At 71.4% G+C, this 14,772-nt stretch carries 11 protein-coding genes and 1 pseudogene; 6 read left to right on the top strand and 6 right to left on the bottom strand.

Translation table 11 applies throughout. The features are described 5' to 3' along the window. Positions 1-17 precede the first annotated feature (17 nt). A complete protein-coding gene (locus tag ABIB37_RS02620) occupies positions 18-1,160 on the bottom strand; it encodes an AI-2E family transporter (protein ID WP_354256375.1) in 1,143 nt (380 codons plus the stop codon). Positions 1,161-1,403: 243 nt separating this feature from the next. Between ABIB37_RS02620 and ABIB37_RS02615 the strand changes: the two genes are divergently transcribed. Beyond that, complete coding sequence (locus ABIB37_RS02615; protein ID WP_354256373.1) at positions 1,404-2,690, top strand: ABC transporter substrate-binding protein; 1,287 nt, start codon at positions 1,404-1,406, stop codon at positions 2,688-2,690. 238 nt (positions 2,691-2,928) lie between these two features. Here ABIB37_RS02615 and ABIB37_RS02610 read toward each other — a convergent pair whose 3' ends face one another. Genes ABIB37_RS02610 through ABIB37_RS02595 form a run of 4 tightly spaced genes read right to left on the bottom strand, consistent with a single transcriptional unit; the run spans position 2,929 to position 7,141 of the window. Next, positions 2,929-3,729 (bottom strand): ABC transporter ATP-binding protein, encoded by an 801-nt coding sequence (locus tag ABIB37_RS02610; RefSeq protein ID WP_354256370.1) that lies wholly within the window; start codon positions 3,727-3,729, stop codon positions 2,929-2,931. Further along, positions 3,726-4,709 (bottom strand): ABC transporter ATP-binding protein, encoded by a 984-nt coding sequence (locus tag ABIB37_RS02605; protein ID WP_354256367.1) that lies wholly within the window; start codon positions 4,707-4,709, stop codon positions 3,726-3,728. The genes ABIB37_RS02610 and ABIB37_RS02605 overlap by 4 nt, the downstream gene beginning before the upstream one ends. Beyond that, positions 4,702-5,718, bottom strand: coding sequence for a branched-chain amino acid ABC transporter permease (locus ABIB37_RS02600; protein ID WP_354256364.1), 1,017 nt, complete (start codon positions 5,716-5,718; stop codon positions 4,702-4,704). Before ABIB37_RS02600 ends, ABIB37_RS02605 begins: the two co-directional genes overlap by 8 nt. Position 5,719: 1 nt before the next feature. Next, positions 5,720-7,141: an ABC transporter permease subunit gene (locus ABIB37_RS02595; RefSeq protein WP_354256361.1), complete on the bottom strand. Its 1,422-nt coding sequence runs from the start codon at positions 7,139-7,141 to the stop codon at positions 5,720-5,722. A 178-nt stretch (positions 7,142-7,319) separates the two neighbouring features. On the opposite strand from ABIB37_RS02595, the gene guaB reads away from it, so the two are divergent. Beyond that, the gene (gene guaB / locus ABIB37_RS02590) at positions 7,320-8,828 is read left to right on the top strand and encodes an IMP dehydrogenase (RefSeq protein ID WP_354256358.1); all 1,509 of its coding nucleotides are present in this window, start codon (positions 7,320-7,322) and stop codon (positions 8,826-8,828) included. Between the two features lie 87 nt (positions 8,829-8,915). Here the strand turns inward: guaB and ABIB37_RS02585 are convergent, their stop codons facing one another. Next, entirely contained in the window at positions 8,916-9,815 is a 900-nt protein-coding gene (locus ABIB37_RS02585) for a hypothetical protein (protein WP_354256356.1), read from the bottom strand. Between the two features lie 262 nt (positions 9,816-10,077). Between ABIB37_RS02585 and ABIB37_RS02580 the strand changes: the two genes are divergently transcribed. The 4 genes and pseudogenes from ABIB37_RS02580 to ABIB37_RS02565 all read left to right on the top strand — a co-directional run bounded on the left by ABIB37_RS02580 (position 10,078) and on the right by ABIB37_RS02565 (position 14,743). Further along, positions 10,078-10,953, top strand: a complete 876-nt coding sequence (locus ABIB37_RS02580) for a DUF4097 family beta strand repeat-containing protein (RefSeq protein WP_354256353.1) — start codon at positions 10,078-10,080, stop codon at positions 10,951-10,953. After that, a pseudogene (locus tag ABIB37_RS02575) lies at positions 10,950-11,336 on the top strand (PadR family transcriptional regulator); the annotation flags it as partial. The gene ABIB37_RS02580 and the pseudogene ABIB37_RS02575, both read left to right, overlap by 4 nt. A 463-nt stretch (positions 11,337-11,799) precedes the next feature. Beyond that, complete coding sequence (locus ABIB37_RS02570; protein WP_123697109.1) at positions 11,800-12,924, top strand: GuaB3 family IMP dehydrogenase-related protein; 1,125 nt, start codon at positions 11,800-11,802, stop codon at positions 12,922-12,924. A gap of 34 nt (positions 12,925-12,958) precedes the next feature. After that, positions 12,959-14,743, top strand: coding sequence for a glycerol-3-phosphate dehydrogenase/oxidase (locus ABIB37_RS02565; RefSeq protein WP_354256349.1), 1,785 nt, complete (start codon positions 12,959-12,961; stop codon positions 14,741-14,743). Positions 14,744-14,772 lie beyond the last annotated feature (29 nt).

Genomic DNA, 14,772 nt, shown 5'->3' with positions numbered 1-14,772 from the left:
AGAGGGCGCCGCTCGGGCTAGGCGACCTCTGGCCGCTTCTGGCGGAACATGCGCGCCGGCCGGTCGTCGCCGTCCCAGACCTGCACGATGCCCCACGCGACGGCCGCGATCGGCACCGACAGCACCGCGCCGACGATGCCGCCGAGCACGGTGCCGATCGTGAGCGCGATGAGGATCACGAGCGCGTGCAGCCGCAGCGACCTGCCCATGACGACGGGCTGCAGGAAGTTGCCCTCGAGCTGGTTGACGACCACGACCGCGCCGAGCACGACGAGCGCGACGACCGGGCCGTTGGCGACGAGCGCGACGAGCGTGGCGAGCGCGCCCGCGATGGTCGCGCCCACGAGCGGCACGAAGGCGAGCAGGAAGACGAGCACCGCGAGCGGCAGCGCGAGCGGCACCTGCGCGATGGCGAGCACGACGCCGATCCCGATGGCGTCCACGGCCGCGACGACCGCGGTGCCGCGCACGTAGCCGCCGAGCGTCTCGACCGTCTTGGCGCCGATGCGCTTGCCGCGCGCGTACCGCTCGCCCTCGAAGGGGCGCAGCAGGAACTCCCAGATGCGCGGACCGTCCTTGAGGAAGAAGAAGAGCACGACCACCATGAGCGCGAAGCCGGTGAGGAAGTTCGCGGCGGCGGCGGCGCCGGCGGCGGCGCCGGAGCCGAACTGGGCGCTCGTGAGGAAGCCCACGACGGCCTCGCGCGCCTGCTGGATCTGCTCGGGGGTGGGCGCGAACGGCAGGGTCGAGACCCACTCCAGCACCCGGTCGATGCCGCCGGACGCGCGCTCCACGAGCTCGGCAGACTGCGAGCGCACGGCGTTCACGATCAGCCAGCCGACGCCGCTCAGCACGGCGACGATCGCGACGAGCGAGATCGTGGTCGCGAGCCAGCTCGGCACGCCGCGGCGACGCATCCAGCGCATCACCGGCGCGAAGGCCGATGCCAGGATGAGCGCGATGGTCACGGGGATCGTCACGAGCGTCAGCTGCGTCATCACGAAGACGATGCCCGCGATGGCGACCACCAGGATGATGCCCTGCAGCGCGCGGGTCGCGAAGCGGCCGAAGCTGTCGCCCCACACCGTCGGCGCCGCGACCGGCACCGGCACGGGCACGCGGACATCGCCGCTGGATCGCTTGTCGCCGAACAGTCCCATGGCTCCCTCTCGCAGTGGCGGCAACGGTAGCGCGGACCGCCTGGGCATAAGGGCGAGCGCGCCTACTCCCGCCCCTTGTGAGCAGGGCTCAGGAATGCCGCAGGACTCCGGAAGGTCACGTCGTTCGCGCCAAGACCGTTACCAGGACGTAACGCGGAACGGCCGTTTTCGGTCGGGGGCTCGCCTACTGTTGTGCCAACACGCGTACCAGCGCGCGTCCTCCAGTAGGAATTTAGGAGCACAATGCAGTCCTTCCTCCGCACCAAGGGGCAGCACCCCCGTCGTGCCGCGGCCCTCGGCGCCGCAACCGCCGGCGTCCTGCTGCTCGCAGCCTGTGCCGGTGGTGGCTCGCCCACCCCGTCCGGCTCGGCAGGCGGCTCGACCGGCCCCACCGAGGGCGGCGAGGTCGACACCTCGTTCGTCGTCGGCACGATCCTGCCCCAGACGGGCAACCTCGCATACCTCGGCCCGCCCGAGTTCGCGGGCGTCGACCTGGCGGCCGCCGACCTCGAGGCCGCGGGCTTCGAGTTCGACGTCGACGTGCAGCACCGCGACTCCGGCGACACCACGACCGACATCGCCACCGCCTCTGCGGGCGAGCTCGTCTCGGCCGGTGCGGACGTCGTCATCGGCGCCGCCTCGTCGGGTGTGTCGTTCACGTTCGTCGACCAGCTGATCGACGCGCAGGTCGTGCAGATCTCGCCGGCCAACACGTCGCCCGACTTCTCCGACTACGAGGACGACGGCTTCTACTGGCGCACCGCCCCGTCGGACGTGCTCCAGGGTCGCGTGCTCGGCAACCTCATGACGTCGGACGGCGCCGCGAACGTGGCCTTCATCACGATCAACGACCCGTACGGCACGGGCCTCGAGGAGAACGCTCGACTCGCGGTCGAGGCCGCCGGCGGCACGGTCACCGGCAGCGTCCTCTACAACCCGGGTGACACGAACTTCACGTCGCAGGTCGCCGAGATCATGGCGGGCCAGCCCGACGCGATCGGCATCCTCGCGTTCGCGGAGACGGCGCAGATCGTCCCCGAGCTGGTGACGCAGGGCTTCCCGGCCTCGGGCATGTACTTCGTCGACGGCAACCTGTCGAACAGCTACAACTTCCCCGAGGGCACGCTCGACGGTGCGAAGGGCACGCTGCCCGGCAACCCGGCCGACGACACGTTCCGCGACCGCCTGCTCGAGCAGGACCCTGAGCTGCAGGACTTCTCCTACGGTCCCGAGTCGTACGACGCCGTCATCCTGGCGGCGCTCGCCGCGGCGACGGGTGGCAGCGCCGACCCCATCACCATCCGCGACAACCTGCAGGCCGTCTCGACCGAGGGCACGGCGTGCACCGAGGTGGCCGAGTGCCTGCAGCTCATCGCTGACGGCGAGGACATCGACTACGACGGCCCCTCCGGCCCGATCGAGTTCGACGAGAACGGCGACCCCACCGAGGCGTACATCGGCATCTACCAGTACGGTGCCAACAACCAGTACACCTTCGTGTCGTCGGAGTTCGGCTCGCTCAACGAGTGATCCGGCAGCGCTGACACGAGACAGCACGAGAGGGCCCCGCTCCGGCGGGGCCCTCTTCGCGTGCGCTGGAGCAGCGCACGGCCGCCCGTGCGGGCCCGGGGCTACGCTCGCTCGCACGGGCCGCAGGTGGCGTCGGGGTGCAGGGCGTGGGGGAGCGGCACGCGGCTGCCCGCGCGCCCCCGCTGGAGGCACGAGAGAGGGGCCCCGCCGCAGCGGAGCCCCTCTCGACGCGGTCGCGTCAGGCGGCGGGATCGACCGTCGGGTGGGCCTCGGTGCGCGCCTTCTCCTCGACGTCGGTCGCGAGCGTGCCGAGGTAGAGCTGGATGACCTTGGGGTCGTTCAGCATCTCGCGGCCGGTGCCCGTGTAGGCGTCCTTGCCGTGGTCGAGCACATAGGCGCGGTGGGCGATCTGCAGGCAGCGCCGCGCGTTCTGCTCGACCATCACGATGGTGACGCCGTGGCTGTTGATCTCCGCCACGCGCAGGAACGTCTCGTCCTGTCGCACTGGGCTGAGGCCGGCGCTCGGCTCGTCGAGCAGCAGCACCGCGGGGTCCATCATGAGCGCGCGGCCCATGGCGACCATCTGGCGCTCACCGCCGGAGAGGCTGCCGGCGCGCTGGCGGCGCCGCTTCACGAGCTCCGGGAAGAGCCCGCCGACGAACTCGAAGCGCTCCTTGAAGAGCTTCGGCTGCTGGAACAGGCCCATCTCGAGGTTCTCCTCGATCGTGAGCGAGGGGAACACGTTGTTGTTCTGCGGCACCATCCCGACGCCCTTGCCGACGAGCTTGTCGGCCTTGAGCCCGGTGATGTCGTCGCCGTTGAGCAGCACGCTGCCCTCGCGGACGTTCACCTGGCCGAAGACCGCCTTCAGCAGCGTCGACTTGCCGGCGCCGTTCGGGCCGATGATGCCGATCAGGTCGCCCTGGTTCGCGACGATCGAGCAGCCGTTGAGGATGTTGACGCCCGGCAGGTAGCCCGCGACGAGCTCCTTCGTCTCGAGCACCGGGGTGGTCGCCGAGCTGGCTCCGGTCGTGGTCATCGCTGGCCCTCCTGGTCCGCGTCCGTCGTGGCGTCGCGCGACGCATCCGCCGACGTCGAGGGCGCGTCGGGGTCGACGGGCACCTCCTCCTCGGCGGCCTCATGGATCTGCGCCACCTGCTGGTTCGTCAGGGTGCCGAGGTCGGTGTCGTGGTGGGCGCCGAGGTACGCGTCGACGACCGCCTGGTTCTGCATGATGGTCTCGGGCGGGCCCTCAGCGACGACCTTGCCCTCGGCCATCACGATCACCCAGTCGGAGATGTGGCGCACCATGTGCATGTCGTGCTCGACGAACAGCACGGTCATGCCGTCGTCCTTGAGGCCGCGCACGTGGTCGAGCAGCGACTGCGTGAGGGCCGGGTTGACGCCGGCCATCGGCTCGTCGAGCATGACGAGCGTCGGCTCGCTCATGAGCGCGCGCGCCATCTCGAGCAGCTTGCGCTGGCCGCCCGAGAGCGACGCCGCGTAGTCCTCGCGCTTCTCGTCGAGCTTGAAGCGCGCGAGCAGGTTGTCGGCCCGCTCGGTGTTGGCCTGCTCCTGCGCCTTCCACAGCGGCTTCACGAGCGCTGCGAACAGCCCCTCGCCGCGCTGGTCGCGCGCGCCGAGCAGCATGTTCTGCAGCACGGTGAGGCGGCCGAGCGACTTCGTCAGCTGGAACGTGCGCACCATGCCGCGCCGCGCCACCTTGTGGCTGGGCACGTGCGCGAGCGACTGGCCCTCGAACGACCAGCTGCCCTTGTTGGGGCGGTCGAAGCCGGTGAGCAGGTTGAAGAAGGTCGTCTTGCCGGCGCCGTTCGGGCCGATGAGGGCGGTGATCCTGCCGCGCGGGATCTCGACGTGCGCGACGTCGACGGCCGTGAGGCCGCCGAACTGCCGGATCACGCCATCCGCGATGACGATCGGGTCGACCTTCTTGCAGCCCGGGCCGACGGGGCCGTCGACGAGCGGGTGCGTGACCGGGGGCGTGGTCGTGTCAGACATTGAACGACAGCTCCTTCTTGTTGCCGAGGATGCCCTGTGGTCGGAAGATCACGAGGAGCATCAGTGCGACGCCGATGAGCACGAAGCGGATCTGGCCGGCCTGCGAGCCGCTCATGTCGCCGAAGAGGCCCATGCCGTGGAGCACGTTGATGACGCCGCCGGTGAACGACAGCAGCACCCAGAAGAGGATCGAGCCGAGCAGCGGACCGAAGACGGTCGCGGCGCCGCCGAGCAGCAGCGCGGTCCAGATGTAGAAGGTCATCGTGGTCGCGAAGTTGTCGGGCTGCACGGCTCGGGGGAGCACGAACATGACGCCCGCGATCGCGCCGAGCGTGCCGCCGAGCACGAGCGCCTGCATCTTGTAGCTGTAGACGTTCTTGCCGAGCGAGCGCACGGCGTCCTCGTCCTCGCGGATGCCCTTGATGACGCGGCCCCACGGGCTGCGCATGAGCAGCCAGACGAGCACGAGCGCGACGATGACGAGCGACCAGGCGATGATGCGCACCCAGGTGTCGTAGGCCGTGGCCGTCCACGGGCCGAAGCCGTAGGTGGTGCCGGTCAGCGGGTTCATCGCGTCGAAGTCGCCCTTGTAATCCTGACCGCGGAGGCCCTGCGAGCCGCCCGTGATGCTCGTCAGGTCCTGCGTGCGGACGGTGAAGCGCACGATCTCGGCGGCCGCGATCGTGACGATCGCGAGGTAGTCGCCGCGGAGCCGCAGCGTCGGGATGCCGAGGATGAGCGCGAAGATCACCGCCGCGACGATGGCGACGAGCATGGCCGCGAGGAACGACAGCCACGCGGGCCAGCCGAGCGTCGCGGTCGGGTCGGCCATCATCGTGAAGATCGCGAACGCGTACGCGCCGATCGCCATGAAGCCCGCCTGGCCGAAGTTCAGCAGGCCGGAGTAGCCGAAGTGCACGTTGAGGCCGATGGTCGCGAGCGCGAACGCGGCGGTGGTGGGGGAGAGGATCTCGCCCGCGGCGGTGTTGAGGACGCTGAGGAAGTCCATGTCAGCCGATCCTTTCCCTGCGACCCAGGATGCCCTGCGGTCGGAACAGCAGCACGAGGATGAGCACGAGCAGCGCGATCGCATACCGGAGGTCGGGTGCGAGGAAGAGCGTCGAGATCTCGGTGACCAGGCCGATCACCACCGCCCCGACGAGGGCGCCGAAGGCGCTGCCGAGGCCGCCGAGCGTGACGCCGGCGAACAGCAGCAGCAGGATCGTGAAGCCCACGTCCCACTTGATGTTGGCGCCGATGAAGTAGGTGTAGAGGATGCCCGCGCCACCGGTGAGGAGGCCGGCGAGGACCCAGACGATGCGGATCACGCGGTCGACGTCGATGCCGGACGCCGCAGCGAGGCTCGCGTTGTCGCTCACCGCGCGGGTGGCCTTGCCGATGCGCGTGCGCGTCAGGAACAGGCCGACGGCGATGAGCACCACGATCGCGATCACCGTGCTGACGACGTTCGACGTGCGCATGAGCACGGGACCGACCTCGAGCACGGGGCCGGGGTCGACCGAGAGGCCCTCGGTGCCGCCGCCGATGAGGAACTGGAACATGTAGCGGAGCGCGATCGAGAGGCCGATCGTCACGATGAGCACCTGCACGAGACCGACGCGGCGCCGGCGCAGGGGCTTGAAGATGCCCCAGTCGTGCACCCAGCCGAGCGCAGCCGAGGCGACGAGCGTCACGATGATCGCGATCCAGACGGGCCAGTTCACGAGGGTCGTCGTGGCGTAGAAGACCACGCCGCCGAAGGTGAGGAGCTCGCCGTGCGCGAAGTTGTTCACGCCGGTGGTGCCGAAGATCAGCGTGATGCCGATCGCGGCGAGCGCGAGCAGGAGGCCGAAGTTGAGGCCGGAGATGATGCGCGACAGCAGCTGCGAGCCGAAGTCGTTCGACGCGGCGCCGGTGGACGCCTCGCCGCCGGGGGCCGCGCCCTCGCCGGTCGTCGGCGCACCGCTCGCACCGCCGTCACCGGGGCTGCCGCCGCCGCTCGGGGAGGGCGCCGGAGCGCCGTCGGCGCTCGCGAACGGGAAGAGCACGCCGACCGACGTCGATCCGCCGACCTCGAACTCCCGGCTCTCGAACGACGCGTCCCGCAGCGTCACGCCGTCGGGCAGCGTCGCGGTGTCGATCGAGACCGTGTAGGTGCCCGCCGCCGGGACCCCGACGATCCAGCGGCCGTCGGCCCCGGTCGCCACGGTCTCATCGACGCCGTCACCGGTCACGGTGATCTCGACGCCCTCGAGGGGCGTCTGCCCGTCGCGGACGATGCCGTTGAAGTTGAACGGAGCTGGCTGCTCGGTCGTGGCCAGGGGCGCGGCGGCGACCGCGGTCGCACCACCTGCCACCATGCCCATGACGGCGAGGGCGACGGCGATTGCTCGCCGCAGCCCGCTCCGTCGCGGTCTGCTGGACGTCTTCACGTGTCCTCCATGCCGTGGGGCCGCGCGGGCGCAAGGGAATGGGCTGCGCGTGATGCCCGTTACATCGGTGGTGAAACAGTAGCGGCCGCTTCGAGGGCCGCCGTCCACTTTCGGTTCTCTTGTGCGCTTCTTCATGCGGATGCCGCACGACCGTTACCGAATAGATACGATGGAAGCGATGGAGATGCGCAATCCGTTCGGCCCGATCGGCCTGACCTACGACGACGTCATGCTGCTCCCGGGCCGCACCGATGTGATTCCCAGCGAGGCCGACACCGGCACGAGGCTCTCGCGCAACATCCGGCTCGCGATCCCGCTCGTCTCGAGCGCGATGGACACCGTGACCGAGGACCGGATGGCGATCGCGATGGCACGCCAGGGCGGCATCGGCATCGTGCACCGCAACCTCTCGGTCGCGGACCAGGCCGGGATGGTCGACCGCGTCAAGCGGTCCGAGTCCGGGATGATCACGGACCCGGTCACGACGCACGCAGACGCGACGATCGAGGAGGTCGACCGCATCTGCGGCGAGTTCAAGGTCTCCGGCCTGCCGGTCGTCGACCCTGACGGGGTGCTCGTCGGCATCGTCACGAACCGCGACATGCGCTTCGTGCCGCGCGAGGAGTTCGCCACCACGCTCGTGCGCGACGTCATGACGCCCGCGCCGCTCAAGACGGCGAAGGTCGGCATCTCCCGCGAGGACGCGTTCGCGATCTTCCACGAGACGAAGCTCGAGAAGCTGCCGCTCATCGATGAGCAGGGGCGCCTCGGCGGCCTCATCACCGTCAAGGACTTCGACAAGGTCGAGCAGTACCCGAACGCGACGAAGGATGCGCACGGCCGCCTGCGCGTGGGCGCCGCGATCGGCTTCTTCGGCGACGCCTTCGACCGGGCCGTGGCGCTCGCGGAGGCCGGCGTCGACGTCATCGTCGTCGACACCGCCAACGGCGAGAGCCAGGGCGTGCTCGACATGGTCGCGAAGCTCAAGGGCGACGAGCGCTTCAGCGGCATCGACATCATCGGCGGCAACGTCGCGACCTACGAGGGCGCCGCGGCGCTCATCGAGGCCGGCGTCGACGCGGTGAAGGTGGGCGTCGGGCCGGGCTCGATCTGCACCACCCGCGTCGTCTCGGGCGTCGGTGTGCCGCAGGTCTCGGCGATCTACGACGCCGCGCGCGCCGCGCACGACGCGGGCACCGACATCCCGATCATCGCCGACGGCGGCCTGCAGTACTCGGGCGACATCGCCAAGGCGCTCGTGGCGGGCGGCTCGTCGGTCATGCTCGGCTCGCTGCTCGCGGGCACGAACGAGAGCCCGGGCGACCTGGTGCTCGTGAACGGCAAGCAGTTCAAGACGTACCGCGGCATGGGCTCGCTCGGCGCGATGCAGACCCGCGGCAAGAAGACCTCGTACTCGCGCGACCGCTACTTCCAGGCGGACGTGCCGAGCGACGAGCAGCTCATCGCCGAGGGCATCGAGGGTCAGGTGCCGTACCGCGGCCCGCTCGGCTCGGTGGCGTACCAGCTCGTCGGCGGCCTGCGGCAGTCGATGTTCTACACCGGCGCGCGCACGATCGAGGAGCTGCAGCAGAAGGGCCGCTTCGTGCAGATCACCGCCGCCGGCCTCAAGGAGTCGCACCCGCACGACATCCAGATGGTCGTCGAGGCGCCGAACTACCGCCGCTGACTTCCGCTCGCACATCGAGAGGTAGCGGCCCGCGCGAGCGGTAGCGGCGCGCGGCTACCTGTCGGGCGGGGCGCTACCGCTCGGTGCTCACCAGCCCGGGAGCAGCGAGGTGCGCACCGGTACGTGGTGCTGCGCGAGCATCGACTGCAGGATGGTGGGTCGCTGCACCGCATCCCACATCCAGTGCAGGGTGTCGGCCACCTCGCGCATCGCGTCGTCCCGGCGCTTCTCGGCGATGACCGCATCGACCGGCTGGACGCCGTTCGCCCCGGCGAGCACGCCGTACTTCTGGGCGCCGTCGAACTCGCCGGCGAGGGGCCGGCGACCGGGTCGCTCCCATAGGAAGTCAGGGAAGCGGTCCCCGAGGCGCGTCCGCACGCGCACCTGGAGCTGCGGCACCGGCGCGCCGAGCCGGTGGATCACGACACGGCTCCACGACTCGCCGACGGACTCGGCGAGCGGATCGGCGAACCCGACGACCCACGCCGCGCGCCGCTGGCCTCGCGGGCCCTGCCTGGTCAGGGCATCGGTCACCTCCGCTCGCGTCACGACGCCCGTCCGCAGCGCCCAGTCGAGGGCGCTGACCGCGTCGGTCTGCCTGCCGAGGCGGGCGACGTGGCCGAGCGCATAGGCGGGGGTCGATCGTGCGATGCCGTCCTCCACGAGCACGTCCTGGCCCGCCACGCGGACGTGCGAGTTGCGGATGCCCGCGAGCGAGCCGGGCATGGATGGATCGCCGATCGTGAACACGTCCTGGGGGATGCCGTGCGGCAGCCCGGCGAGCACGAGCGCCGATTCGCGCGCGAAGACGGCGCCCGGCCGCGCGGCGGCCGCGGCCTGGACCTCGAGCAGGTAGCGCGCGTGCCGTGGCAGAGCCTCGAGCGCTGCGCGCTCTGCGTACCAGCCGCGCCGGATTCGGGCGAGCGCGGGATCCGCGCGAGCGCGGATCGGTGCGTCATCGCTGGCGGGGATCAGATCGAGAGGCATGCCCGCACCCTGCCCGAGCCGGGGTCCTGCTCGCTCCGCCTCCAGCCCTGCCTGTGGAGCGCGCCGACCGGCAGCGCTCCGCGCGAGCGGTAGCGCGCGCCGATAGGTAGCGCTGCGCGCGAGCGGTAGCGGCGCGCCACTACCGCTCGGGCGCAGGGCTACCTCTCGGTGTTCGACGAGGGCTTGCGGGGCGCACAGACGCGATATATCGTGTCTCGCAGCAGACGCGATATATCGCGTTTCGGAGCCTGAGGGGGCAGCCATGGACCAGCACGACACGCAGCACGAGGCCGGCGACACGAAGCCGCGCAGCGCATCCGGCGCATCGGCGTCGGGCGCCGACGCCATCACCGAGCGCTGGACGATCGCCGAGGGCGAGAGCCGCGTCATCGACCTCGACGCGGTGACGGCGCTGCGCGTCGGCATCGTCGGCGGCAGCGTCGACATCGTCGGCCACGACGAGCCGACCGCCCGCGTCGAGGTGCACCGCGTCGAGGGGCGTGACCTCAGCGTCACGCTCGAGCAGGGCCGGCTGTCGATCTCGCACCCGCGCGTGAGCTGGGACGACGTGTGGGAGTCGGTCAAGGCGCTCGTGGGCGTGCGGGCCAAGGTCGAGCTGAGCATCCTCGTGCCCCGCCACGTCGCGCTCTCGCTCGGGCAGGTCAGCGCATCCGCCCTCGTCTCGGGCCTCGGCGCCCGTGCCACCCTCAGCACCGTGTCGGGCCCGCTGCAGGTGGAGTCGCACCGCGGCGACCTCGACCTCAACACCGTCTCCGGCGACATCGAGGTCTCGGGCGGCGCCGGGCGGCTCGCGGTCAACGGCGTCTCCGCGAGCGTCACCGCGACCGGCGCGCTGCAGGAGGTCGGCGTCGACACCGTCAGCGGCGAGGTGCTGCTCGACGTGCACGGCGCCCCGCGCAGCATCACCGTGAACACCGTCTCGGCCGACGTGACGCTGCGGCTCGACGCCGACCAGGGCGTCCGGGCCACCACCCGCACCGTCTCGGGCCGCGGCCGCATCGTCGGCCGGGCCGTGCCGAAGCGCGGCGGCACCGAGGTGGTCGAGGGCACGAACGCCTTCCGCTTCGCCGCGAACACCGTCTCGGGCGCCGTCACGGTCGTGCGGAGGGACGCATGAGCCCCGTCTTCGGCCACGGCGCGCTGCGCCTCTACCTCCTGAGCCTGCTCGCCGAGGCGCCGCGCCACGGCTACGAGCTCATGCAGGCGCTGAGCGACCGCTTCGGCGGCACCTACTCGCCGAGCGCCGGCACCATCTACCCGCGGCTGTCGAAGCTCGAGGAGGAGGGGCTGCTGACGAAGTCGACCGACGGCCGCAAGACCACCTACGAGATCACCGACGCGGGACGCGCGGAGCTCGCGGCGCGCGAGGGCGAGCTGCGCGAGCTCGAGGGCGAGATCACCGACTCGGTGCGGCGGATGGCGTCCGACGTGCGCGCGGGCGTGAAGAGCGCGATGCAGGCGCTGCGGGCCGACCTCGCGGCCGCCGAGCGCGATGCGCGCGGCACGCCGCCCACCCCGAGCACGCCCACGCCTCCGGAGCGCGAGGAGCGGGGCTGGTTCGAGGCGCACGCGCGGCCCGCGTCTCCGCCCGACCCGTCCTTGCCTGAGCGACCGGTGCCCGCGTCGAGCCCCACGTCGAGCTCCGTGCCGAACCCCGTCTCCACGCCCTGGCCGGAGCCGGAGCCATCGTGGACCGGGCCGTCGTGGACGGAGGCCAGCAACCCGGCGGATGTGCCCCACCCGGCCGAGCGCGCGGCCGCGCGCATGGCGATCCACGACATCGACCTCGCCCTCACGGAGTTCCGCCAGCAGGTGCGCGACGCGGCGCGCGCCGATCGTGGCGAGCGCGTGAGCACCGCGAAGGCCGCGTCGGTGCGGGTCGAGCTCGAGGCGGCGCTGCTGCGCATCAAGAGCGTGCTCGGGTCCTGAGCGTCCCTCGCTCCCTGCGGGATAGGCTGGGCGGGTGACGGAGATCGAGATCGGCCGCAGCAAGCGCGCCCGCACCGGGTACGGCTTCGACGACATCAGCATCGTGCCGTCACGGCGCACGCGCGACAGCGACCTCGTCTCGCTGCAGTGGCAGATCGACGCCTTCAAGTTCGAGATCCCGGTGATGAGCGCCCCGACCGACTCGGTCACGAGCCCGGCCACAGCGATCGCGCTCGGCAGGGCCGGAGGCGTCGGCGTGCTCAACCTCGAGGGCGTCTGGACCCGCTACGACGACCCCGAGCCGCTGCTCGCCGAGATCGCGCGCCTGCCCGCCGACCTCGCGACGAGCCGCATGCGCGAGATCTACGCCGAGCCGATCAAGCCGGAGCTCATCCGCGACCGCCTCGCGCAGATCCGCGACGCCGGCGTGCCGGTCTCCGGCAGCCTCAGCCCGCAGGCCGTGCAGCAGCACTACGAGACGGTGCTCGCGGCGGGCGTCGAGCTCATGGTCATCCGCGGCGCCACGGTGAGCGCCGAGCACGTCTCCGCCGAGCGCGGCGCGCCCCTCAACCTCAAGCAGTTCATCTACGAGCTCGACGTGCCCGTCGTGGTCGGCGGCGTCGTCACCTACACGGCCGCGCTGCACCTCATGCGCACCGGTGCGGCGGGCGTGCTCGTCGGCTTCGGGGGCGGTGCGGCCTCGACGAGCGAGAAGGTGCTCGGCGTCGCGGCCCCGATGGCGACCGCCGTGAGCGACGTCGCCGCCGCCCGGCGCGACTACCTCGACGAGTCCGGCGGCCGCTACGTGCACGTCATCGCCGACGGCTCGCTCGGCACCTCCGGGCAGGTCGTGAAGGCGCTCGCATGCGGCGCCGACGGCGTCATGCTCGGCACCGCGCTCGCTCGTGCGACGGATGCCCCCGGCCGCGGCTGGCACTGGGGCCCCGAGGCGCACAACCAGAAGCTGCCTCGCGGCAATCGCGTGCAGGTCGACCAGGTCGGCCCGCTCGACGTCGTGCTGAACGGACCCTCACCGGTCGCGGACGGCACGGCGAACATCATGGGCGCTCTGCGCAAGGCCATGTCGACCACCGGCTACAAGGACCTCAAGGAGTTCCAGCGGATCGACGTGGTCGTGGAGAGCAGCCCGCCACGCTAGACCGCCCACCCGGGCGCGCATCCAAGGAGGATCCATGGCTGAGACCACCAACAGCGTGAGTCGGTCGAGGAAGCTCGGCCCCGAGGAGCGCGCTGCCGCGATCGCCTCGCTCCGCGAGCGCGAGGTCGATGTGCTCGTGATCGGCGGCGGCATCGTCGGCACCGGCGCGGCGCTCGACGCCGTGACGCGCGGCCTGCGCGTCGGCCTCATCGAGGGGCGCGACTTCGCCTCCGGCACGTCGAGCCGCTCGTCGAAGCTCATCCACGGCGGCATCCGCTACCTCGAGCAGGCCAACTTCGGCCTCGTGCGGGAGGCGCTCATCGAGCGCGGCCTGCTGCTGCAGCGCCTCGCGCCGCACCTCGTGAAGCCCGTCAAGTTCCTCTACCCGCTCACGACGCCGCTCATCGAGCGCGCGTACATCGGCGCGGGCATGGCGATGTACGACGCCTTCAGCTACACGGGCTTCATGAAGCCGGGGGTGCCGATGCACCGGCACCTCACCAAGAAGCAGATGCTGAAGCAGATCCCGTCGCTCGACCCGAACGCGCTCGTCGGCGGCCTCACCTACTACGACGGCCAGGTCGACGACGCCCGCTACGTCGCCGAGCTCGCGCGCACCGCGTCGTTCTACGGCGCCCACGTGGCGAGCCGCGTGCGCGCGGAGGGCTTCCTCAAGGTGGGCGAGCGGGTCGTCGGCGTGCAGGCGCACGACTACGAGACCGGCGAGCAGTTCGAGATCCGCGCGAAGCAGGTCGTGAACGCGACCGGCGTCTGGACGGGCGACACCCAGGCGATGGTCGGCTCGCGCGGCGAGTTCAAGGTGCGGGCGTCGAAGGGCGTGCACCTCGTGGTGCCGCGCGACCGCTTCCACTCGTCGATGGGCCTGCTGCTGCGCACGGAGAAGAGCGTGCTCTTCGTCATCCCGTGGGGCCGGCACTGGATCATCGGCACGACCGACACCGACTGGGAGCTCGACAAGGCGCACCCGGCGGCGACGGCGGCCGACATCGACTACATCCTCGACCACGTGAACTCGGTGCTCGCGACGAAGCTGACCCGCAGCGACGTCGAGGGCGTCTACGCGGGCCTGCGGCCGCTGCTCGCGGCGAGCGACGGCTCCTCGACCGCGAACCTCTCGCGCGAGCACTACGTCTCGCACACCGTGCCGGGCCTCGTGCTCATCGCCGGCGGCAAGTGGACCACCTACCGCGTGATGGCGAAGGACGCGATCGACGAGGCGGCGAGCGCGATGGACGGCAAGGTGCCCGACTCGTGCACCGAGCAGATCCCGCTGCTCGGCGCCGTCGGCTACCGGGCGGCCTGGAACAAGCGGGCGAGGATCGCGCGCGCGTTCGGGGTGCACAAGCACCGCATCGAGCACCTGCTCAACCGGTACGGCACGCTCACCGACGAGGTGCTCGACATCATCCGGCAGCAGCCGGAGCTCGCCGAGCCGCTGCCGGGCGCCGACGACTACATCGGCGCGGAGGTGCGCTACGCCTGCACGCACGAGGGTGCCCTGCACCTCGACGACGTGCTCGCCCGCCGCACCCGCATCTCGATCGAGTCGTGGGACCGCGGCGTCGCGGCGGCCCCGGTCGCCGCTCGGATCATGGCGGATGCGCTCGGCTGGGACGAGGCGCGCATCGAGAAGGAGATCAACACCTACAACAAGCGCGTCGCCGCCGAGCTCGCGAGCCAGGAGCTGCCGGACGACGAGTCGGCCGACCGGGCGCGCCTCGAGGCGCCGGAGATCGTGCCGCTCGGCGCGCTCCCGACCGCGAGCGCTGTCGGCACCAGGCAGGAGCCGGTGGCCTGAGCGGCCTCGGCTGCCCGCTCGTCGAGCGG

It is taken from the genome of Agrococcus sp. UYP10 (assembly GCF_040547205.1).
Taxonomy (GTDB): Bacteria; Actinomycetota; Actinomycetes; order Actinomycetales; family Microbacteriaceae; genus Agrococcus; species Agrococcus jenensis.
Note: the sequence above shows the minus strand (reverse complement) of the source record. Positions and strands in the feature narration are given on the sequence as shown.